Here is a 23,589-nt window from a genome sequence, read left to right on the forward strand (position 1 = left end):
TGGATATCCTAACAGATGTTTCCTCATGTCTTCTGTATTATTGAAGAGATGCTGAATCAAGTTCAGCAAGACGCATATTTCATTTTTTTTGCTGGAGCTTGCCCCCTATAAAAAGATAAAGCTCCCCATCGCGGAGAGCATCTATCCAACTAACAAAACATATTTTTTATTTGATTGAGTATTTACTCAATTTTATCCTTTTTTAATCAGTTTGTATTCAATTACCGGTTTACCACGCTCACCGCCATCAGCAGAGATATAGCTGTTGAATTTTAATTTGTAAACATTTCCGGCTGAATCCTTAATTACGTAAAACACATCTGTTTTAACGCTACCACCGACTCCGGCCTGACTTGGTGAAGTTCTCCACGAAGAACCTATTACATCTCTTGCTGCTGAAAATGTAAGACTAGCAACATCAGATTCCGCAAATGCAGCATAAGCTTTAGTTGTTGTAGCAACCTTTGCAGCAGTAACATTACCTAAGTTATTAGTGGCAACATAATCCTGAAACCAATATGGTGATCCTAAGCCTGAATTATATGTGCTATAGCTCCATGAAATATCCCAACTTGCTTTAACCGGCTCTGCCTGCACAATTTTGTTGTTCTCTAAGGATACAAATACTAAGTTGTAGTCTGAACTTTTGGCTACATCCAGTGTTTTGATGGTGGTTTCACCTAATCTTGCATACTGTATTTTGTAACCAGAACCATTACGGGTTACTTTTAGCTTGAACCATTTATCTTTATCCTTATTTCCTTCATAGCTTAGAAGGTACACTTTATTTTCTGATTCGGTTGCACTTACTTCTGCAAAAGCTGTTTTGGCAATGTCACCATCCCAGTAATCAACCAGAGATACAGTAAGTGGATCAGTTATATCATGGTTTAAATTAACCGCTGTTCCCGGATCGGCCAGTGTTACTGCATTAATGTCGGTTTTTGAAGTAGCAGTTGCTGTAGTTTGATAAGAAGGATTTAAAACAACTCTAAATTTACCGTCAGAAGTTAAACCAATATTGAAACTTTTTCTATCAACAGCGGTTTGCTTGTCAGCACTAAAATCTACATATACAATATTGGTATAATTAGATTCAGCTGTTTTACCGGAAAGGGTTAAAGTACTTCCATCTGAAGGGGGTACTACAACTATAGGCTCTTCAGTGTTCTTTTTACAGGCTGTAAAGGTTACCGCTAAAAAAGCGATTGCAATCATTGAGTTTAATTTATTCATGTTTATTGTAATTATGTTGTTTTTGTTAAAGTTTCTCCCAGTTATAGCTTAATCCTAATACATACGAGCGTCCATAACTGTAAGGAACAGTAGCGCCACCGGTGCTATGTGCACCACCGCTTGCCGTTGAGCTATTGGTTAATTGAGTAACATTGAATAGGTTTTTTACGCCTGCATTAATGGTAAGCGATTTAAAGAGGTTTTTGCTGAGCATTAAATCTGCGGTATGGAAATCACCAATTTTTACCAGCTTTGCTGTACTGGCATTGTTTTCTGTACTCAGCTGGTAGCTTGGTAAACTACCAGTATACTTGTAGAACAGGCTAATACTTCCACGTAGTTTAGGAAAAGTATAGCTAATGTTTGAGTTTAGCTCTGTAGCCCAGGCAAATTCAGGGGTAGAAAGGTTATTGTTCTCGCTTAAATCATTATAACGGCCAATGTAGGACAGGCCCAGGGTAGCCTGAAGATTCTTTTTAAAAATAAGTACATTATCCAAAGTACCACCTGCAGTTTTATATTTCGACACATTGATTAAGGTCGTTACCGAATTATCAGTTGGAGAAGTTGCAAATTCAATTCTGTTCTTAACCAGGTTGTAGAAACCGGTTAAAGTAGATCGGAATTCAATATCTTTTTCCTGAATGCCCGACCATACCAGTGAGCCATTAAAACTGTTAGATTCTTCCGCCTTTAAATCAGGGTTACCTAAAATATTATGACTGGCATCGACAAAATCATAATATAGTTCCCTTAACGCCGGCGAACGGAAACCTTTGGCATAGGCTAAACGTAAATCGAGGTCTTTGGTTAAAATGAACTTCGCATTTAAAGATGGAATTACCGGAGGAGCATCATAAATAGAATTTTTAATGAATCTTAAGCCCGGTCTCAGGTTTATTTTGTCTGTTAGCTTTAATTCTGCGGTAACAAAAGTGGCATAATCGTTAATCACTGGCGATCCATTAATCCTTTGCCCGCTGGCTGCATCTCTACTGTATTCGAAACCAGGCTGAAAGGTTACCGATTGATTAAGTACATAAATAGCTGTAGCCCTAAAATTAGTAGAGTTAAATTTGGCAATATCCTGTTCTCCAGCTCCGGTGCTTAATTCTTCCGTATTGTTCGTAAAGTCATGTATTACCGTTCTGGTTGCGCGATCTAGATTAGTAAAGCCTGCAATTGCGGCTAACTGTAGCTTATTACTGATTTTATATTCCGATTGCAATTGTTGGGTATAGCGGTGGGTCGTGTAGGTTTGCAGCCTGCCTTTATAATTGTTGGGGTTTAATCCGGCACGAACATCAATATCTTCTTTAAGTCCATCCAAACGGTACCAAATGCTAAAATTATTATTACGATAACCAAGTTTAGTGTTAGCCAAAAACTGCTCTTTAGGTTTCCAACGGTTGGTAATCACATTAACTTCATCTATTGTAGCCGTTTTTGCCGCTAAATTCCATCCGCCAAAATCATTGTGTGTAAAACCTGCCAGTACACTCCAGTGGTTATTTTTCCAGCTGGCAGTAATATTCTGAATATGGTTACCTTTTCCGGAGAGTGCTTCGTACTCGTCGCCAGCAGTCTCTTCCTGTACCCGTGCAGAGAGATTAAGCAATCGTTTTCCCGGGTTTTTGGTAATGATATTGATAACCCCTGCCAAAGCATCGGCACCATATACCACAGACATTGGCCCTTCAACAATCTCAATCCGCTCAATAGTATTAATGTCAATCTGGTTTAAACTTTCGCGCGTGTCTGAGCGGTCAACCATAGGTATACCGTCTAAAAGGATCTTAACGTTTCTGCCCGTCATACCCATTAACTGAATATCCGTCGTACCGAGGGTTAAGTCGTTACTAAAGCGAAAGCCCAGTTCAGTATTTAAAATTTGCTGCACATTGGTGGCTGCCCTAAGCTTTATCCGCTCGGCAGTAATAGTGCGTACATTGTAAACAGAATTGCGTAGTGTTTGCGGCCCGTACTGCCCGGTTACGACCACATCTTTTAAATCATTTGCCTTTGCGGTATCAACTTTAATTTCTTGAGCCACAGTAACAAATCCACAAAGCGATAAGGCAATTGATAAATATATTCTCATTTATTTAGACTAATTATAAATAATTGTGCAAATTTGTGCATTATCACTCAAAGGAGATAACGTTAAACGGATAATTAATGCCGCGAAACGGATTAAATAGAAAGCAGAGGTGGGGATGAGGCTTTTTATATCCCTGAACAGTATATGTAAGTCTCATAAGTGAGAATTAAAACAAACAAGTTATCAATGAAGATTAAGCGCTCAGTAAAGGCTAAAGGAACGGTATGCTATAAGAATGTTTATCCGGCAAATTTTGCAGGCTTAAAGGATATAGAGGAAACAGAGATTGCCATTAAAACACCACATACGCATGTAGATGTTAAGGAAATGTGGTTCGAAGGCATTCACATCAGTTTGGTAGAGCTTGAAAGTGATCAACCTGAAGATTTATGCTTTGAATCGTCACAAGCGCACATTGGGCTGTTGTTTTGCTTAAGCGGGAGCTTAACCCCTTCAGGAGAGGAAGCACAAAATTTTTTATCGCTCACTAAAAACCAGCAAAATATTAACCTGGGGAAGATCAATCATATTACTTTCCGGATTACAGAGAAAACAAATTTGGTATATATCCAGTTAACCGATACCTATTTTCAGAAAGCAATGGGACGCGATTTCCATCAGGATACACTTTTGTCTTTAAGAGAACCTATAACACCCGAAGTGAACTCAATTTTGCAAAGCTTAAGTCAGGCCAATCATTCGGGACGGGTAAAGCGTTTGTTTTTGGAAGCCCGCATGCTTGATCTGATTGTGATCCACAGTAACCAAAAGATTGAGAAGCAGCGGGTTACTTTAAAGGAAGAAGATTTAAAGAAGATTATTTATGCCCGGCAACTGGTAGAGCGCGACCTGCAAAAGCCCAGCTCTTTAATTGAGCTCTCGCGCAAAGCCGGCATTAACGATTTTAAACTTAAAAAAGGTTTTAAAGCGCTAACCGGCCATACGGTATTCGGCTATCTGTATAAAATCAGAATGGAAAAAGCGCATTATTACCTGGCTAAAGAAAAGCGAACAGTTAATGAAGTCGCTTTTCTGGTAGGTTATAAAAATGCACAGCATTTTATTGCTGCCTTTAAAAAACAGTACGAGATTTTGCCTGGTAGTTTAAATAAGCATTAATTATAGCACAAACGTTTGCCTGTACTATTCTTTAACCTCATTAATAATCAGGTCTGATTCTACAATGGTATTGTAATAAGCCTGATTTTCAGGAACCGGGCTATGAATCAGATCCAGCAGGATATTAGCAGCCTTTTGTCCTTGTAAATAAGGGTATTGTTCTACCGAAGCAACCGGCGAATTATCCAGGTAACTGATAATAGGCAGGTTTGCATAACTCACCACATCGAAATCGTTAATTACATTTAACTTTTTAAAATACTTGATTAAAAATAAAGCCACATAATCGTTAAAGGCAACAATCGCGGTTGGTTTCCTCTTGTGGTTTAAAAACTGCTCGGCAGCTTCGATGGTGCCTTCTTCTGTTAAATCGCAGTTTACTACTAAAGAAGGGTCGAACTTTAAACGGTTAAAGGTAATGGCCTGCATGTAACCATCTTTACGCTCTTCGCTGGCATACAGGGTACTTGGTCCGTTAATCATACCAATACTTCTGTGTCCTTTTTTAAGCAGGTAGTTTACCGCCTTAATGGTTGCGCTCTCGAGGCTGCAAGCTACATAGTGTACATTTTTAAAAGGAGGGATCCGATCAAAAAACACTACGGGAATATTGAAAGAATTTAATTTTTCAAAATGATCGAACTTAGAGGTGTCTTTACTGATGGATACCAGTAAACCATCCACCCGTTGGTTTTTCATTTTTTCTACCAGTTTTACTTCCTGTTCGTAGTTATCGTGCGACTGCGCAAAAATTACCGTATAGTTTTTCTTGATCGCTTCATCTTCTATTGCAGAAATGGCAATAGAGAAAAAGTGTTCAGAAAGTTCGGGTAAAATTACACCAATAGTGTAGGTTTTGCCTTTTTGAAAAAGTATAGCCGCATTATTAGGCTCATAGTTCAGAGACTTGGCCAGCTGTTTAATCTTCTCACGGGTTACTGCTCCAATGCTCGGATGGTCATGCAGCCCTCTCGATACACTTGAGGGTGAGATGTTTAAAATTCTGGCTATTTCCTTTATGGTTGTTGGTTTCGATTGCATTCTAAGTGCTAAACTACATTAAATTTCTTCAATATGTAATAATACAAAATTAATCAAACGTTTGCGTTGTTTTTTTCTTTCAAATCTTTTCTTCAAAGCATTAAATATCGATACATTCGGGCCGCAAAACAGATTGCCTGATTAATACTTAATAATATAAAATTTATAGATAGAAAGCAACTCGCGGGGACTAAAAAATGGTTTTAGCATATTATTAGTGTCGGCGTGTATAAAGAAACACCCCCAATGATTAACAGAAATGCCCCTTGTAATGAGGGGTGTTTTAAAAAAAAACGAGAAGTGTTCGTACCACTCCTCGTTAAATCGGGTTTATTCCTGCAAGCAGGAAACAATAAGTTATCTAAGCTATATGTTAACCCTTTTCAAAGGTATAAATTTTAAGCATTTTTTAACAGGATAAATTGTTGCAGAAATTGCTATCTTGTGAAGCAATATATTTTTAACCAAATAGATAACCAATACGTCAAAAGGATAAGTAGAAGCCCGTTTTACGCCAAACAATCATCACTCCGTTATATCAATTGTCCTTTTTTTGTAGCTGTAAATTTTTAATTTAACTGTATCGTACCAAATAATTTAATAAATTTAACATTAGGTTAATAGTGATGTTATTTCTTTGGCGCACCTTAAAAACCTTAACCGTCATCCCAGATTGTTTATGTACAAAGCATTAGAAAGTAATTTTTTTCTTCTGGTCAAATTAGACAAAAATAAAGCATTTAACCTGGTGTTCGATGCTTATTGGAATGCGCTGTACAAACAAGCTTATAAAAAGGTACACTGCACCGAGCTGGCACAGGATCTGGTTCAGGATGTATTTGTAAGCTTGTGGGATAAGATCGAACTATTGGATGCCGAGGGTAGTGTGCTGGCTTATTTATTTGCGATCCTTCGCAACAAAATCCTGAAACTTTACGAAAAAGACAGCGTACGCTTAAAATATGCCGTAAGTGTAACAGCAAATGTAGCTCCATCCGATGTGCATTCGCAAAATACCATCTTAGAAAAAGAACTGAAAGCCATTATCGATGCCGAAGTAGAGCGGATGCCGGTGCGCATGAAAGAAATTTACCTGCTTAAACGGGAAGACGATCTCTCCATCAAACAAATTGCGCAAGATTTGTCGTTATCCGAACAAACCGTCAAAAACCAGTTGCAAATGGCTTACCAGCGTCTGCGTGCCCGGGTTAAGGATTATGATTCTTCGCTGGCTTTACTGGCTCTTTTTATTGCGAAACACTTATAATCTCACTTTTCTTTTTGCGTAATAACCGGTAATAATGCCTTTAATAAGGTTATAGGCAGGGTTTAGCATTTATTTATAAAAAAAATAATAATGCCATGGTACTTTATGCCAGGCAACCGTATACACATATAAAAGCCACTATTTTGAATACGAACGAAATCAAATATTTAATCGGAAAATACAATAACCAAACTGCCACACCAGCCGAAAAAAAGCTGGTAGAGGAGTGGTACGAGCGTATTGATGGTGCTGATTTAACACAAAATGAGCTAGCAGATATTGAAGTCAAAAAACAAATTTTAAATCGGGTAACTGCTAGAATAAACCATGTCGATAAACCAAAACCTAAGCAGATTAAATTAAATTATGCACTGTTTTTTAAAGCGGCGGTTATTTTAATCGCTTTAATTGCGGGTACATATAGCTATTTCAACCAAAGCGATCGCTCTCCCGTTTTGGCTACCTCAGTTAAAACAAATACAAAACCAATTATTCCGGGAGGCAACAATGCAGTACTGCAACTGGCCGATGGTTCTCAGGTTATACTTAATAAAACTGCTGATGGGCAAGTGGCAAACCAATCGGGGGTGCAGGTAATTAAAACGAAAAGCGGTGAGTTGCTTTATAGGTTTACGGGTAACACAACTGCAAAAGCAGCAGCCATCAACACAGTAAGCACCCCACGCGGTGGCCAATACCATTTAATTCTGGTAGATGGTACTGAGGTGTGGCTTAATGCAAGCTCGTCGGTTAAATTTCCTTCTGCTTTTGTTGGCAACGAACGTAAGGTAGAAGTTACTGGTGAAGTGTACTTTGAAGTAGCTAAAAATAAAACAAAGCCATTTATTGTTCATACCGATCAATCTGATATCAAAGTGCTGGGCACTCATTTTAACGTAAACACCTATGTTGATGAAACTTATCAGCGTACTACCTTGCTCGAAGGAAGCATTGAAATTAAACGTGGCAATAAAAAGGCACTTTTAAAACCTGGTCAACAGGCTAGCCTGAATGGTAAAATTGATGGTATTGCAGTAAATGAGATAGCAGATCTCGAAGCTGTAGTTGCCTGGAAAAATGGCTACTTCCAGTTCGAAAAGTCAGATCTCCCATCAGTGATGCGCCAGGTTTCGCGCTGGTATGATGCAGAGGTGATCTACAATGGCAAAATTCCGGCAAAACAATACTCAGGCAAAATACCTAGAAATGTGAGTATAGCAAAATTAGTCGAAATGCTGGCTTACAGTGGTATTCATTGCAAAGTAGAATACAATCAGATTACAGTGAACCCTAAATAAATAACCAAACCAAATCAAACTATAAAGTGCAGCATATGAAGATATAATACTCCAGACATTCGATTTCAATCCGCTTAAAAGCAATGCAAAGTGTTCGTACCACTTTATTTGCAATGAGTGGGTTAAAAACCTGCGCCAGCTAATCTGCAGCAGGGACACAATAAGTTATCTAAGCAATTATGTTTTAAACCCAAATTCAATCATGAATTTTAGTACATTTTTTATGCCCGGATCATTAATCCGGCGTAAGCCCACACAATTAATATTGGTGATGAAGCTAACCGCACTATTTTTATTCGCTTGTCTGTGCCAGGTAAGCGCAAGTGTTTATAGTCAGAACATCACATTGAAACAAAAAAATGTTTCGATGGAAGTGATATTTAAATCGATAGAAAAACAAACCCAATACGTTTTTCTTTACGATAACCTTGAACTGCAAAATGCACACAATATAAGCATCGATGTGAAAAATGCGCCACTTGAGCAGGTGCTTAATTTATGCCTCAAAAATCAGTTACTGAGCTACAAAATATTTGATAAAACAATTGTACTCAGAAAAAAAAATGAGCTGATCTCAAATCCGTTTTTCGAAACGATTAGTGGTAAGGTTTCAGACGAAAATGGCTTGCCTATTGTTGGCGCAAGCATAATGGTTAAAGAAACGAAGTCCGTAACTTTAACTGATGCTAATGGTTACTTTTCAATTAATGCCAACGTGGGTACCACGCTGATTATCTCGTTTATTGGTTACACTACCAAAGAAATTGTTATTGACAGCAAACGTGATTATAAGATTTCTTTACAAGCTGCCACAACCGAATTAACAGATGTGGTAGTTACAGCTCTGGGGATAAAACGTTCAGAAAAATCGTTGGGTTATGCCGTACAAAAAGTAGCGGGTAAAGATCTGCAAACCGTTAAAGGTGTAGATGTTGCTACTTCATTAACCGGAAGGGTTTCAGGTTTGGTAATCAAAAACTCAACGGAGTTTAACGCCAGGCCAACCATTGAGTTACGGGGCGAAAGTGCTTTGCTGGTAATTGATGGTGTACCTTATGGTAACATGTCGTTAAGAGATGTACCAACTGATGATATTGAAAGTGTCGATCTGCTTAAAGGTCCTACGGCATCGGCTTTATACGGCTCAAGGGCTGCGGGTGGTGTACTTTTAATTACTACTAAAAAAGGCCCTGCAGGTAAGGGATTTTCAATCGATATCAACAGTAATACAATGACCTCGCTGGGTTACCTGGCCATACCAGAAGTGCAAAGCTCATACGGCAGGGGACAGAACGGCGTTATTGATAACGATTACGTTTGGGGACCCAAACTTGATGTCGGTAAAACTGCCAGAGACTGGAACCCGGTTACCAAACAGTTTGAAGATAATATGCCTTTGGTATCTAAAGGTAAAGACAACCTGAAGAACTTTATGTCAAGCGGCATCATTCTTAACAACAATGTAAGCATTGCCCAAACTGGCGAGAAAGGGAGTTTCAGGATTGGTTTAAACGATATTTACAATAAAGGCCAGTTTCCAAACCAAAACCTGAATATGGTAAATTTAACCATGGCAGGAGAGATGAAGCTGAGCGATAAATTTAAACTGGAAGGACACATGGGCGTAAGTCGCCGCTGGGCCGACCAAATTTGGGGCGGAGGATATAATAACCAGGGCTATTTGTACCAGTTAATTATGTGGACAGGTACTGAATATGACATACGAGATTACAAAGATTACTGGAAAGTGCCTTACAAAACACAGAACTGGATGTACACCAACTGGTACGATAACCCGTATTTAATTGCGAATGAAAAATTAAATGGTATCGAAACCAATACGCTGAATGCCAATGTTACAGCCAATTACCAGATCAACAACGATTTTAGTTTATTGATACGATTAGGTTACGATAACTACAACAATAAAACAACCTTCCGCAATCCAACTGCCAACATATATTCTACCCGTGGTGGTGCTGTAAACGGTAGTGGCTGGAATGCCAGAGGAATGTATTCTATTCAGGATGCAAAAGGTTTCAGTACCAACGATGATGTAATCCTAAGCTATAAGAAGAAACTAAACAAGTTCACAATCGATGCTTTGGCAGGTGGAACAGTTTATTATTACATTGACGAATCGTTAAGTGGAACAACTAAAAACGGATTAATTTCGCCAACTTTTTATTCATTAGCTGGTTCGGTAGAGCCACCTACAGTATCGCAGGGGTATAGCACCAGACAGATCAACAGTTTGTATAGCAGGGCTTCTATAGGTTATAACGATGCCATCTTCCTTGATTTTACGGGTAGAAACGACTGGAATTCTGCACAACCAAAAGCATCTCGTTCTTATTTTTATCCGTCAATTGGTTCGAGTATCGTAGTTTCAGAATTGGTAAAACTGCCTAAGGTAATCGATATGTTCAAAATCCGTGGTTCGTGGGCTGTATTTAAAACTGCTTTGAGCGTATATGCCAACAACCGAACTTTTGGCACAACAACTGCCGCATGGAATACTTTAAATTCTGCCAGTTATCCGTCTTCGTTATTGGGTAATAGCTTATTGCCAAGTTCGCAAAGAACATACGAAATCGGTGCTGCGGGTTATTTATTTAAAAAACGTTTGCATTTTGATGTAGCTTATTTTAATAAATATTACTACAACCAGCAGGTAAGTACCTCAATTCCTTCATCATCGGGTTTCTCATCAACTTTGGTTAATACACAGGAAACTTACGAAAGAAGAGGCCTTGAAATTACAGTTGATGGTTCAGTAATCCGCAATAAAGATTTCGAATGGAATTCTACTATCAACTGGTCTAACCAGCACCGCTATTACGTAAATCTCGATCCGGTATATTCGGCCGATAATTTATGGGTTAAAAAAGGTGAAAGGCTAGATACCTATACCGATAATTACTGGCTTAAAGACCCTGAAGGTAATGTAATACACGAAAGCGGTTTGCCGGTTTGGAGCGATTACGTAAAGAAATTAGGTTATGGTGAACCCGATTTTAGCTTTGGTTTTATCAATAATTTCAATTACAAAAACTGGTCGTTAGGCATTAATATTGATGGCCGTATTGGTGGCTTAATGTACAATTACATTTACGATAAAATGTTCGATTCTGGCACCGCTCCCGAAACAGATAACGAATACCGTTACAATCAGGTAGTATTAGGACAAAATAATTACGTAGGCCAGGGTGTTAAGGTGGTATCAGGCAGTGTTACTTATGATAAATATGGTCAGATTACCAGCGATACCCGTAAATATGCAGTAAATGATGTGCCAATTGGTTACCAGGATTATGCACAATGGTACCGTGGTGGCGATGGAAGGGTACAGAACGAATCTTTTGTAAAGCTGCGCGAAATTTCATTGGGTTATCGTTTGCCGTCAAAAACAGCAAGCAAACTAGGCTTAAAGAATGCATCTTTCTCGTTAACAGGGCAGAACCTGTTTATGTGGACCAATTTCAAATACTCAGATCCCGATGTTGATACCGAGAACCTAAACTCGCCATCTATGAGAATGGTAGGTTTTAACGTTAAGGTTGGTTTCTAGTTATTTATTGTTTTTAAAGAAGATTTTATGAAAAGTAAATTTTTAAAATATAGCTTATTATTGCCTGCATTGGCACTATTAAGTAACGGTTGTAGCAAGTTCGAAGATATTAATACCAATCCAAATGCAACTACCCAGGTAAACTCGGCTATGCTGGCTACCGGTATGATCTTAAATATTACACGTGGCGATATCAGCAGTACCAAATCATTTATGCAGCCATTCTTACTGGGTAAATATCTTACCTGGGGAGAAGGGCAGGAGAACTTTCAATACAACAAAATTAGCCGTACAGATTTTAGTCGGATAACCCTCTTGCGTAATATTACCCCAATGGAGAATTATGCCACCAGCGATGGATTGAAAAAATCCTATCAGGCATTGGGCCATTTTATCAGGGCATGGCAGTTTTTTATGACTACCATGCAGGTTGGCGATATTCCTTACACCGATGCAGTTAAAGGAGAGTCTGATGCGGTATTACAACCCAAATATGATAGCCAAAAAACAGTTTTCCTGGGTATTTTGAACGAACTCGATCAGGCCAATGCCTTATTTGCATCGGGAGCAACTTTTGAAGGAGATCCTATTTTTGCCGGCAGTACCGACAAATGGAGAAGGTTAACCAATAGTTTTGAGTTACACGTTTTAATCAATCTCCATAAAAAAACAGGAGATGCCGATTTGAAAGTGATTGAACGCTTTAAAGATATTGTAGCTAACCGCCCATTAATGCGCGATTACAATGATAATTTTGCACTGGCTTACAATGCAACTGCCGGACAGAATTATCCATGGAGCGACGTTCCTGCCGGATCGGGTAATTCATTCGTTAAATCGAATTATACCATGTTAACCAACGTGCTGCTTGATCCTTTAAAAGCAGCTAACGATAAAAGGCTTTTTTACTATGCCAAACCATCGCCGGTTAAAATTACTGCCGGTGTTTCGCAAAGCGATATGGCAGCTTACCCTGGCGTAGAGCCTTCCGATTCGTTTTCGAGTTTGCAAACCAGAAGGGTGAATAAAGATTATGCCGATATTAACGCCCGTTATGTAAACCTTGTAAATGCAGAGCCTGTAGGTGTTTTTAACTATTGGGATTTACAATTTATCCTGGCTGAGGCTGCTATTCGTGGCTGGATAACAGGTACACCGGCGCAAACTTATTATGCCAACGGTATTACTAACTCAATGAAGTTTATAGCACAATATACCCCTGATTTGGCCGACTATAACCATAACATGAAAATGGATGCGGCTTATATCGATGCCTTTCCTGCTACAGTGGCTTTAACAGGAACCACCGAGCAACAAATAGCACAGGTAATTACACAAAAATATGTAGCCAGCTTTTTGCAGGGAAACAAATACCAGGGTTGGTTCGAAAACAGAAGAACAGGTTATCCGGTATTTAAACTTAACTCTACAACCAACTTAAATTCCCCATCTACTAATTTTCCTTTAAGATGGCTGTATCCTTCAAACGAACTGAACTACAATTCGGCTAACCTTTCAGCCGCAGTTGCCAGTCAGTATGGTGGTAACGACGATGTAAACCAGGCCATGTGGCTTTTAAAATAATACGCGCTCAAACCAATTTAAAAAAGTTCTCCGGCACTAAAACCGGAGAACTTTTTTGTTTTAAGGCACAAGTAATCCATACGTCATTTATCTTAACAGTATTATATTTATAAAAGCATATTCATATTTTGCTTCGATTTATAAATAACATGATAGCCTTATATATAGTACTTTTTCTCGTTATCGCATTTTTAGTAATAACAAATCTGCCTGTTTTTGGTCGCTTACCAAGAGGATTAAGGCTGGCCAAAACCCAAGAGTTGCCTAATTATAGTAAGGGAGCCTTGCAAAATCTTTCCGTTACGCCTATGCAACCCGAAGGTGTGAGTTTCTTTACCATTTTAAAAGCCTTCTTTTTCGAAAAGCATCCAGATAAAATACCCGAACAGGCACTTCCCTTTAATCAACCTGATTTAGATACCAAAGCTAAAAGCGATGCACCCGAAATTATCTGGTTTGGCCATTCTTCCTATTTAATCAAAGTTGATAGATTACGCGTTTTAGTCGACCCGGTTTTTAGTAAAGCACCATCGCCATTTTCTTTTATTGGCAGCAAGGCCTTTCCGGGTACCGATGTGGTAAAAGCAGCTGATTTTAAAAATATTGATGTGCTGGTAATTACCCACGATCATTACGACCATCTCGACTATCAGAGCATATTAACCATTGCACCCGCTGCAAAAACAATTGTTACCTCGCTTGGCGTAGGCGAGCATTTAGAAAAATGGGGAATTAAAGCCGATAAAATCACCGAACTGGCCTGGAACCAATCGATAACGCTATTTGAGAAGCTCGAATTAACTGCTGTTCCGGCAAGGCATTTTACAGGAAGGAAATTTAAACGCAATCAAACACTTTGGTCGGCCTTCGTGCTGAAGACTGTTAATTATAAACTGTTTTTAGGCGGCGATTCAGGCTATGATACACATTTTGCCCAAATTGGCGAAACCTATGGGCCATTCGATCTGGCTTTATTAGAATGCGGACAGTATAATGCCTATTGGCCTTACATACACATGTTTCCTGAAGATACGGTACAGGCAGCGATTGATTTAAAGGCAAAAGTTTTAATGCCGGTGCATTGGGGGAAATTTAGCCTCGCCATGCACCCGTGGAACGAACCGGTTAAAAGAGTAGTAGAAGCGGCTGCTGTTAAACATTTGCCCCTGGTTACCCCACGCTTAGGCGAAACAGTAATTTTAAACGAGCATATGCCAACAGAAAAATGGTGGCTGGAAGCATAAAAACTAAACAATAATTAAGGAACGGTGTTTAATTGAAAAATAATACCATCATGAAAACCGATCTTGTAGAAATCTTTCAAACCATTAGGGCTGGTATGCAGCCTTACGCTACACGTGGCTACACCGTGCACGAAAATTCTGAAACAGGCTACGATCTGTACAGTGAAAAAAATATAGCCGTTAACGGTGAAAAGATAACCGAGCGTTTTTTTGCCGGTGTTTATATTAACGGCAATGCGGTAGAGGTGAAGGTTAACACCGAGGAATTTTCTACGTCGAACCAAAACTTAGCCGATTTTGGAGAAAATAAAGCAGGTTTAAAAAATAGCAGTCTCGACGATGTAAAACTCCGTGAATTGGAAACCCTTGTAGAGATTATACACACTAACTTTAAAGAAAAGGAGTGGATTTAATAATTTGATGCTAAATTTGCACCTGAATTTTTTCTGAACTAAACTTCTGGTGATTGAGCATTTTAACTTCCGATAGCAACTGGCACAATGAATTAATAAAGGCACTTGCCGCTAGTCAGGTTAATGGCAGATTCTTTTCAGAAGGACCATTTCAATTGTTAAAGTTAACCGATCAGCTCATCATCCATTTGGTGAGTTTAAATCATCCGTTCAGCCCGCAAAACCTTATTCAGCTTCAGGAAAAATATGCCATAGCAAATATCAAGCTTATTCACCTTTGGGAAGACATTTGGCGTTCGAAAACTGCACAGGTATTAGCCAGGCTTACTTCATTACTTGGCCAGAATAAACGGATTCACGGCCGTAAAACAAAGGTTCAAAAAATAGCCAAACCAGTAGCCGATACTTTTTTAAATGATAACCATTTGCAGGGCGCGGTGAGCAGCCGTTATAAAATAGGTTTGTTCGAAAAAGAAGAACTCGTTGCCGTAGCAACTTTTTCTGCCCTCCGTAAAATGAACCATACCGAAAACTATAAATCGGCAGAGCTGATCAGGTTTGCTGTGAAGGCAGGCTATTCCATCACAGGTGGCCTGAGCAAACTCATTTCGTATTTTGCAGCATTACATCAGCCTAACGATGTAATGACTTATGCCGATCGGGATTGGTCGGCAGGCGAAGCGTATTTGAGGCTCGGCTTCTTACAAACAACAGCTATAGCCCCTCAATACTACCGCTTAAATGAACAGCTTCAGCGCCAGTTGATTAAAGATGCGCAAACTGTAGCTGCACAAATATTTAATACCGGAAGTTTAAAATTCATACTTCAATTTTAATGGATCAGCACAACCTCATCATCATTTTAGGCGCAACGGCATCGGGCAAAACCAAGCTGGCTGTGCAGGTGGCGCATGCTTTAAATGGCGAAATTATCAGTGCCGATAGCCGTCAGGTTTTTAAGCAAATGGATATTGGCACAGGGAAAGACCTTCAGGAGTATAATTTAGCAGATATTACGATTTCTCACCATCTGATTGATATTTTAGAGCCCGGCGAACGATATCATGTAGATGCTTTTAAGAACGATTTTTACGAAGCTTTTGAGCAGATTACCAGCCGAAATAAAATACCGATCCTTTGTGGTGGTACCGGGATGTACATTCATAGTCTGCTGCAGAACCAAACTTTTACCGCTATCCCTGTCAATCAGTCTTTTAGAGATCAACTGGAGTTGCTTTCAAAAGAAGAACTGATTATGCAACTGCAAAACAATCCCAATCAAAATGTAGGGCATGTTGATCTATCTTCTAAAAAAAGGTTAATCAGGGCATTGGAAATTGTAGCTTATTTAAAGGAGAATGCGCTCGAAACGATTGACCGGCCAGTACTCAAGCCTATTATTTTTGGCTTAAAGAACGAGGTAGAAGTTACTCGTGCTAAAATACTGGCCCGCTTAGACGAACGTTTTAAAGCAGGTTTAATAGAAGAGGTGCAACAATTGCTGCGGGCAGGCATAAGTAAAGAGATGCTCATCTTCTACGGACTCGAATATAAGATTATCGTGAATTACCTCGATGGGTTACTCACACTAGAAGAGTTGAAGCTTAGGTTAGGCATTGCCATTTGCCAGTATGCCAAAAGGCAGAATACCTTTTTCAGGAAGATGGAAAAGGACAATGTCGACATCATCTGGCTCGATGCTTCGGCAGATTCCAATCAGTTAAAACAGCTGGTATTGCAAAAAGTTTTATCGTAGTTTAATTAAGTCAAATTAGTTATTTTAAGGCTACTTTATGGGTTAAAAAGTGCTTAAAAAGCCCTTTTGGCACAGCCTTTGTGTTTGTAGAAGCATATTAGTTTAACTCAAAAAACAATATCTTAAACATGAAAACAATTACGAAAATTATTGCTACATCAGCAGCTGTTGTGGCTCTATTCTTTACTACAAATGTCAATGCGCAATCAAGTCGGAATTTAGGAATAGGATTAAATGTAGGAGCGGGAACATCAACTGGATATGGTTTAGTGATAGGTGGTGATATTAGATATCAATTTAATGTAGATAAGCAATTATCTATTCCGGTAACCGCTGGTTATAATAACTTTTCTATTAAAGATTCATACGGTGGTGGAAGCTTTGGTGTAATCCCTGTTAAAGCAGGTGCCAAGTATTTCTTTGACGATTCTGGTGCAGGTGCTTATGGTCTTGCAGAAATTGGTGCTGGTTTCGGTACCAACAAAGGTTCGGGTACTTCATTCGTTTATTCGCCAGCAATAGGTTATGCCTGGAGTAATGGATTAGATTTAGCAGCCAAATATGAAGGTTACTCTAATAATGGCAGTATTGGTTTTGCCGGAATTAGATTAGCTTACGGATTTAGTTTGTAATCATTCCCTTTATTATAATGAGAAGCCTCCTTTTTTAAAAGGAGGCTTTTTTATTTCATAGTATTCTGAAAAAAATGAAAATTTAAAATCTGGTAGCCTGGTTTTGTCGTATATCATTTAAACCTTTATTTGATAACTTAAATACTCTACCAATGAAAACAATTACCAGACTTTTTGCAACGGCATTAACCGCACTTGCAATATTAAGCACCAGCAGTTTAAAAGCCCAAGAAATGAGCCAGACAACGAGTACAAATGGCATGGCCTTTAAAATAGGAGTTGGTGTTAACGCCGGATTGTTTCCAGATCGTTCTGAAATGGATTATGGCTACGGCGCAGACGTAAAATTGCAATACGATTTAACTAAAGATGTTGCTTTAACCGCTTCTGCAGGTTATACCCGGTTAAGATGGAAAGGCAGCCCTTTAAATTTTCAGTTTATTCCGCTAATGGGTGGTGTTAAAACCTATGTAATAGACAGGATGTATTTGAGCGGTGGCCTGGGTACAGGCCTGGCCGTTAAAGAAAGTGCGCAAATGAACTTTATTTACACCGGTGGTTTAGGCTACGAATGGAACAATGGACTGGAAATTGGTGCCCGTTACGAGGGCTACGTAAACAATAGCGCGTCTGATCTGTATTTCATGAAAACAGGCCAATACAACCTGCGTATAGGTTATAATTTTAAATTATAATTAAAATATCATTTATTTTAAGAAGCCCTGCAATTAGCAGGGCTTTTTTTATTAATTTAACATTTTAATTGCTATTTTGAGCCGAAAACCAAATACAATGAAAAAAATATTCGGAATAGCCATCATAACCGCACTAATGGCCTGCAATCAGTCAGAAAAAAAGACTACTGAAAATAAAGATTCCGTAAAAACAGATTCGGTAAGCGTTAAAAACGCTGTAACGATAAAAGATGAAAAAAAATCGGTAATTTTTGCTCAATATGTTGAACTGAAAAATGCATTGGTAAAATCTGATGCTGCGGTTGCACAAAAAACAGCCGAAGCTTTGAAAAATAGTTTGGCAGCTTACGAAGGTTGCGAACTTACTGCCGAGGTTGCGGGTAAAATTGCAGGCAGTAGTAATCTGGTAACACAAAGAAAAGACTTCACGGTTTTAAGCGCCGATTTAATTGCTCTGGTTAAAAATGCTGAAATCGAAAATGGAACCATTTATGTACAGCATTGCCCGATGGCCAATAAAGGCGACGGTGGCGACTGGCTATCAACTGAAAAGGAAGTTAAAAATCCTTACTACGGAAACGAGATGCTTGAGTGCGGAAGGGTAGTGGAAGAAATCAAATCGAAATAACAGGCACGATTTGTTTTATTAAGCATGATTGTTACGTCATCCTGACTAATTATTCATATTAATTTAACAGATTTGTTATGCATGTATATTAATTTTATATAATTTAGAAAGCTATAAACACAATACAATAATATGTCAGATATTGCAGAGATCAAAGTTGATGGTAAGACAATAGAATTGCCAGTAATTACAGGAACAGAAGACGAAAAGGCCATTGATATTTCAAAATTAAGAGATCTTACAGGTTTTGTAACTTTAGATACTGGTTTTAAAAATACAGGTTCTACAAAAAGCAAAATCACTTTTTTAGATGGTGAAAAAGGCATACTAAAATACAGAGGTTACGGCATTGAGGAGCTTGCCGAAAAGTCGGGATTTTTAGAAGTTGCTTACCTGGTTATTTATGGAGAGCTTCCAACACAAACGCAATTAGACGACTTTCAGAAAGAGATCAGCAAGCACACCCTGATTCATGAGGATATGAAGAAATTCTTTGATGGTTATCCGTCAAGATCTCATCCAATGGGTCAGTTAGGATCTCTAATCTTCTCTTTATCTACATTTTATCCTGAATGTTTAAAGCCAAACCAAACTGCAGAAGAGCAAAACCTAACCATTATTAAATTACTGGCTAAGTTGCCAACGATAGTTTCGTTTATCTATAAAAAATCATTAGGCCACCCGCTTATCTATCCAAAAAATAAATACGATTATGTTACCAATTTCCTTTGGATGACATTTGGCCAGCGTACTGAAGATTATGAAGTAAACCCGATTGTGGTAAACGCGATGAACAAATTGCTGATCCTGCATGCAGATCACGAGCAAAACTGTTCAGCATCTACCGTACGTATTGTAGGTTCGTCTGATTGTAATTTATACGCATCTGTTTCGGCAGGTATTGCTGCACTTTGGGGGCCGCTTCACGGTGGTGCAAACCAGGCAGTTATCGATATGCTCGAACTGATTAAAGCAGATGGTGGCGATACTGAAAAATGGATTGCCAAGGCTAAAGATAAAAATGATCCTTTCCGTATGATGGGCTTTGGACACAGGGTTTACAAAAACTTCGATCCAAGAGCAAAAATCATTAAAAAAGCTTGCGATGATATTTTAGAGAATTTAGGTATCGACGATCCGATTTTAGAAATTGCTAAAAAACTGGAAGAAGCAGCCTTAACCGATCAATATTTCATCGACAGAAAATTATATCCGAACGTAGATTTTTATTCAGGTATTATTTACCGCGCATTAGGCTTCCCATCAGAAATGTTTACCGTTCTTTTTGCTTTAGGACGTTTACCGGGATGGATTGCACAGTGGAAAGAAATGCATGAGAACAAAGAACCAATCGGCCGTCCGCGTCAGGTTTACGTTGGCGAAACTGATAGAGAATTTGTGGAGATTAAAGACAGAAAATAGTTTCATTAAGCATAAAAAAAACCACTCGAAATCCGGGTGGTTTTTTTGCGTAATACTTTTTTATAATAGCCGTCATCTCGATCGGATAGCTATCAGATGAAGTGCAACGGAATGTCTGCCCGTACAGGCGGGGAGAGAGCTATTCCGATAACACTTTTGAATTAGATCTCTCCGCTCCACTGCGTTCTGGTCGAGATGACGACTCTTCTTCAGTAGTAACGAAGCGCGGGTTACGTAGCTACGTAATAAATTAAATTAATCATTACCATTTCCGATACTTTAAAGGCAATCCAGTACAGTGCAAAGATCCAGAACATTTTAACGATAATGCTGCCGGTTTTACGTTGATAGAATACTTTTAATGCGCTAAACATGTACCAACAGATCCAAACCAGCACGCCCAATTCGATAATTGTGGTTAAAAACCCGGTGCCTTTCAATACATGTTTCATTAAGGGTTGAGTGAAAATTTCAACAATGAAATAGGCTGTCATTCCATGGATGGTAAAAATCAGGTGATTTAAATAATAAATGTGATTTTTCCTGAAATTCCACATGATAAAAAGCGCCAGTAAGGGCATCAGTAAAAAGTATTGTTTTGGCCGGTTATGCTCCAGGGTTTCATTAATTACCTCCGATTTTTCGCCAATGGTGATCGCCCTCTTTTTGATTAGCTTTTCGTACCAGCTATCCTGATCGGCCGAAGGAAGTTTTTGCTGGCGTACCAGATATGCTGCATAAGTACTGTCGTTCCTTTCGATATGGATATCACTGTACTCATCAATAATCTCTTCGAGCGAATCAGATTTAAGTGTAACGTTTTCAGCTTTTAACCGGCTCAGCTCAGTTTCCTGATCTTTAAAGCCCAGCTTTTTAAATTCTTTAATCTTTATCGCATTATCTAAAGATTTTACTGTCTTTTTAATAATGGCATTATCAGCAGGCATTCCTGCAAGTTTAAGCGCTCTGCTTACACTATCGGTTACATTCTGATTTTTTTTCTTTTCAACCGTGATTCCATCCTCGTCATGCTTCTCCTTTGCTACATGCTTGGGCGAATAAACCACCAAAAAATATACAATCGAAACAAAAATGTACATGCTTACCGGGTTGATGTACCTGGCTCTTTTACCTGCCAGATAATCGAGTGTAACTTTACCGGGTTTGGTTAGGAGTGGGGCAAGCGTTTGGAAAAATTTGTTATCGAAATGAAAATAATGGGCAATACTATGACTAATAAAAGCCCAGAAACTTTCTTTTAACTCTAAATTGGGCTGACCGCATTTACTGCAATAATGTGATTCTACATGCGAACCACAGTTTAAACAATCGTGTTCTTTTCTGTACTTACCGGCTGACATAAGAGGTTATTCGGAAATTATTTAATGTGGAAATTATAAATGATTAATGGCTTCTACTTCGGCACGGGTGTGTTTATGCTTAAATATTACAACAAAAACGACTGCAATAATGAGCACATAAATGGTAAAAGTTAGCCAGATGTTATGCCAGTCTTTTACATCTAATGCCCTGCTCAAATCTCCGTTTGGCAGCACATCAATGCCTTTGTTTTTAAGGAATTTAAGCAAGTGTACGTTGTCTTCTTCACTTCTTACATATTTGGAAAGTGAACCAATACTATGATAATAAGTAGTAAAGAAACGGCTAATCATCCAGCCTGAAACCAAACTGCCGAATACGGCTCCAAAGCCATTGGTCATCATCATGAATAAACCCTGGGCAGAAGAACGGATTTTTGGTGCAGTAGATGTTTCTACAAACAACGATCCCGATATGTTAAAGAAATCGAATGCCATACCGTAAACGATACAAGAAGTAATAATCATCCAGAGATTGGTTGACGGATCGCCGTAGGCAAATAAACCAAAACGTAACACCCAGGCAAACATCGCAATGGCAATAACCCATTTAATTCCAAATCTCTTCAAGAAGAAGGGGATAGCGAGGATAAAAAGTGTTTCAGATACCTGCGAAATCGATAAAATGATGGTTGAATATTTAATTACAAATGATTCGGCAAAAACCGGGAATAACTTAAATTCATCTAAAAAAACATCGCCATAAGCATTGGTTAACTGTAATGCCGCCCCTAAAAACATCGAGAAAATAAAAAACAAGGCCATTTTATAATCGGCAAAAAGCTTAAAAGATTCGAGCCCAAGTTTTTGTGCAAATGTTTTCTTGTCGCTGATTAAGTTAAGTGGCTTACAGGCCGGCAGTGTAAAAGAATATACCCCTAAAAGCAAGGCACTTATACCAGCAATGTAAAACTGGTTGGCACTGGCTTTATTGCCCGTTAAATTGGTAATCCACATGGCAGCAATGAAACCGATGGTACCCCAAACCCGGATGGGTGGAAAGTCTTTAATCACATCGAAATTGCCGTTTTTTAGGGTAGTGTAGCTAATAGAGTTGCTTAGCGCAATGGTTGGCATGTAAAAACACATGGCCACCAGTATTACCCAGAAAAAGGTGTGTGGGTTATCTACCTGTGGCAGATAAAACATGGTTGCTGCGTAAAGAATATGCAGAATAGCATAAAGTTTTTCTGCGTTGATCCATTTATCAGCTAAAATACCGGTAATTGTAGGCATAAACAGCGAGGCAATGCCCATTGTAGAAAAAATGATTCCAAAATCTGCGCCATCCCATTGTTTGGTTCCAAACCAATAATTTGCAATTGTAATTAACCAGGCAGCCCATACAAAGAATTGCATGAAACTCATTATAGTTAAGCGAAACTTAACGTTCATAATAATAGTTTAGTTTTGATTTTTGAAAGTAAAAGCTGAATATAGAACTATTTTAAGTCATAATCCAAAATGAGCCTTAATTATTTTAAACAATTTGGATCATTTTGGATTTTAGCTTTTTTATTGGGAAGATTTTGTAGAAAAATCTGAAAAGATTTATTTTTTTTAATACCTAAGGAGGGAAAATTAGGATGTTCCGCGTTTATTCAGTTCATCTCTTAACCTTGCGGCTTTTTCATAGGCTTCTTCAGCTATGGCCTCCTGTAGTTTTTGTTGCAACTCTTCTAAGGTAAGATCGCTATAGCCCGGTTGCTGGCCTGCGGTAGGCAAGGTGTCGGCTTCAGGTTCCTTAGCAATCGAATCCATATTTTCGAGAAAAAGAAAATCATTTCCTTCAATTACAATCCCTGCAGAAGCGAGGATAAATTCGTAGGTATAAATCATGGCGTTAAACCTTACCGCCAGTGCGATTGCGTCCGAGGTACGGGCATCAACTTCATGCGTGTTTTTGCCGTCGCTACAAATCAGTTTGGCATAAAAAACACCGTCAACCAGATTGTAGATAATGATTTCCTGAATGTTGATATGAAAAGTATCAGCCATCGATTTAAACAGGTCGTGCGTTAATGGCCTGCTTGGAGTCATTTTTTCAATTTCTATGGCAATGGCCTGGGCTTCGAAGGCACCGATAATAATGGGTAAGCGCCTGCGTCCGTTCACTTCTCCTAAAACAAGGGCATAAGCACCAGATTGCGTCTGGCTGTAAGATAAACCTACAATATCTAATTTAACTTTTTTCATATTTACG

At 38.7% G+C, this 23,589-nt stretch carries 19 protein-coding genes; 13 read left to right on the forward strand and 6 right to left on the reverse strand.

Features of this window, described 5'->3' with window-relative positions; all coding sequences use genetic code 11:
- Positions 1–192: 192 nt before the first annotated feature.
- Both HWV58_RS05745 and HWV58_RS05750 read right to left on the reverse strand, forming a co-directional pair.
- Positions 193–1,236, reverse strand: coding sequence for an HmuY family protein (locus tag HWV58_RS05745; protein ID WP_175633178.1), 1,044 nt, complete (start codon positions 1,234–1,236; stop codon positions 193–195).
- Positions 1,237–1,261: 25 nt separating this feature from the next.
- On the reverse strand, positions 1,262–3,337 hold the full coding sequence (locus tag HWV58_RS05750) for a TonB-dependent receptor plug domain-containing protein (protein WP_175633179.1): 2,076 nt from the start codon (positions 3,335–3,337) through the stop codon (positions 1,262–1,264).
- Positions 3,338–3,523: 186 nt separating this feature from the next.
- Between HWV58_RS05750 and HWV58_RS05755 the strand changes: the two genes are divergently transcribed.
- Positions 3,524–4,456: a helix-turn-helix domain-containing protein gene (locus HWV58_RS05755; protein WP_175633180.1), complete on the forward strand. Its 933-nt coding sequence runs from the start codon at positions 3,524–3,526 to the stop codon at positions 4,454–4,456.
- Positions 4,457–4,480: 24 nt separating this feature from the next.
- Here the strand turns inward: HWV58_RS05755 and HWV58_RS05760 are convergent, their stop codons facing one another.
- A complete protein-coding gene (locus HWV58_RS05760) occupies positions 4,481–5,497 on the reverse strand; it encodes a LacI family DNA-binding transcriptional regulator (protein ID WP_039482617.1) in 1,017 nt (338 codons plus the stop codon).
- A gap of 679 nt (positions 5,498–6,176) precedes the next feature.
- On the opposite strand from HWV58_RS05760, the gene HWV58_RS05765 reads away from it, so the two are divergent.
- From HWV58_RS05765 to HWV58_RS05820, 12 genes are all read left to right on the forward strand, one after another.
- Positions 6,177–6,764 (forward strand): RNA polymerase sigma factor, encoded by a 588-nt coding sequence (locus HWV58_RS05765; protein WP_175633181.1) that lies wholly within the window; start codon positions 6,177–6,179, stop codon positions 6,762–6,764.
- 143 nt (positions 6,765–6,907) lie between these two features.
- On the forward strand, positions 6,908–8,062 hold the full coding sequence (locus HWV58_RS05770; protein ID WP_175633182.1) for a FecR domain-containing protein: 1,155 nt from the start codon (positions 6,908–6,910) through the stop codon (positions 8,060–8,062).
- Positions 8,063–8,264: 202 nt separating this feature from the next.
- Positions 8,265–11,633: a SusC/RagA family TonB-linked outer membrane protein gene (locus HWV58_RS05775; RefSeq protein ID WP_175633183.1), complete on the forward strand. Its 3,369-nt coding sequence runs from the start codon at positions 8,265–8,267 to the stop codon at positions 11,631–11,633.
- Between the two features lie 27 nt (positions 11,634–11,660).
- On the forward strand, positions 11,661–13,217 hold the full coding sequence (locus tag HWV58_RS05780; protein ID WP_175633184.1) for a SusD/RagB family nutrient-binding outer membrane lipoprotein: 1,557 nt from the start codon (positions 11,661–11,663) through the stop codon (positions 13,215–13,217).
- Positions 13,218–13,366: 149 nt separating this feature from the next.
- A complete protein-coding gene (locus HWV58_RS05785; protein ID WP_175633185.1) occupies positions 13,367–14,461 on the forward strand; it encodes an MBL fold metallo-hydrolase in 1,095 nt (364 codons plus the stop codon).
- A 50-nt stretch (positions 14,462–14,511) separates the two neighbouring features.
- A complete protein-coding gene (locus HWV58_RS05790; protein ID WP_175633186.1) occupies positions 14,512–14,874 on the forward strand; it encodes a hypothetical protein in 363 nt (120 codons plus the stop codon).
- A gap of 53 nt (positions 14,875–14,927) precedes the next feature.
- Complete coding sequence (locus HWV58_RS05795) at positions 14,928–15,710, forward strand: hypothetical protein (protein WP_175633187.1); 783 nt, start codon at positions 14,928–14,930, stop codon at positions 15,708–15,710.
- Complete coding sequence (gene miaA / locus HWV58_RS05800; protein ID WP_175633188.1) at positions 15,710–16,630, forward strand: tRNA (adenosine(37)-N6)-dimethylallyltransferase MiaA; 921 nt, start codon at positions 15,710–15,712, stop codon at positions 16,628–16,630. Before HWV58_RS05795 ends, miaA begins: the two co-directional genes overlap by 1 nt.
- Before the next feature lie 128 nt (positions 16,631–16,758).
- Positions 16,759–17,262: a hypothetical protein gene (locus HWV58_RS05805; RefSeq protein WP_175633189.1), complete on the forward strand. Its 504-nt coding sequence runs from the start codon at positions 16,759–16,761 to the stop codon at positions 17,260–17,262.
- 152 nt (positions 17,263–17,414) lie between these two features.
- Positions 17,415–17,957, forward strand: a complete 543-nt coding sequence (locus HWV58_RS05810) for a porin family protein (RefSeq protein ID WP_175633190.1) — start codon at positions 17,415–17,417, stop codon at positions 17,955–17,957.
- A 97-nt stretch (positions 17,958–18,054) separates the two neighbouring features.
- Positions 18,055–18,585, forward strand: coding sequence for a DUF3347 domain-containing protein (locus HWV58_RS05815; protein ID WP_175633191.1), 531 nt, complete (start codon positions 18,055–18,057; stop codon positions 18,583–18,585).
- 132 nt (positions 18,586–18,717) lie between these two features.
- Positions 18,718–20,007: a citrate synthase gene (locus tag HWV58_RS05820; RefSeq protein ID WP_175633192.1), complete on the forward strand. Its 1,290-nt coding sequence runs from the start codon at positions 18,718–18,720 to the stop codon at positions 20,005–20,007.
- Between the two features lie 230 nt (positions 20,008–20,237).
- Here the strand turns inward: HWV58_RS05820 and HWV58_RS05825 are convergent, their stop codons facing one another.
- The 3 genes from HWV58_RS05825 to HWV58_RS05835 all read right to left on the reverse strand — a co-directional run bounded on the left by HWV58_RS05825 (position 20,238) and on the right by HWV58_RS05835 (position 23,582).
- The gene (locus HWV58_RS05825; protein ID WP_175633193.1) at positions 20,238–21,368 is read right to left on the reverse strand and encodes a DUF3667 domain-containing protein; all 1,131 of its coding nucleotides are present in this window, start codon (positions 21,366–21,368) and stop codon (positions 20,238–20,240) included.
- 33 nt (positions 21,369–21,401) lie between these two features.
- A complete protein-coding gene (locus tag HWV58_RS05830; protein ID WP_175633194.1) occupies positions 21,402–22,781 on the reverse strand; it encodes a nucleoside permease in 1,380 nt (459 codons plus the stop codon).
- Between the two features lie 186 nt (positions 22,782–22,967).
- Positions 22,968–23,582 (reverse strand): bifunctional nuclease family protein, encoded by a 615-nt coding sequence (locus HWV58_RS05835; protein ID WP_175633195.1) that lies wholly within the window; start codon positions 23,580–23,582, stop codon positions 22,968–22,970.
- Between the last annotated feature and the right edge of the window lie 7 nt (positions 23,583–23,589).

This window comes from Pedobacter ghigonis (assembly GCF_903166585.1).
GTDB lineage: Bacteria > Bacteroidota > Bacteroidia > Sphingobacteriales > Sphingobacteriaceae > Pedobacter > Pedobacter ghigonis.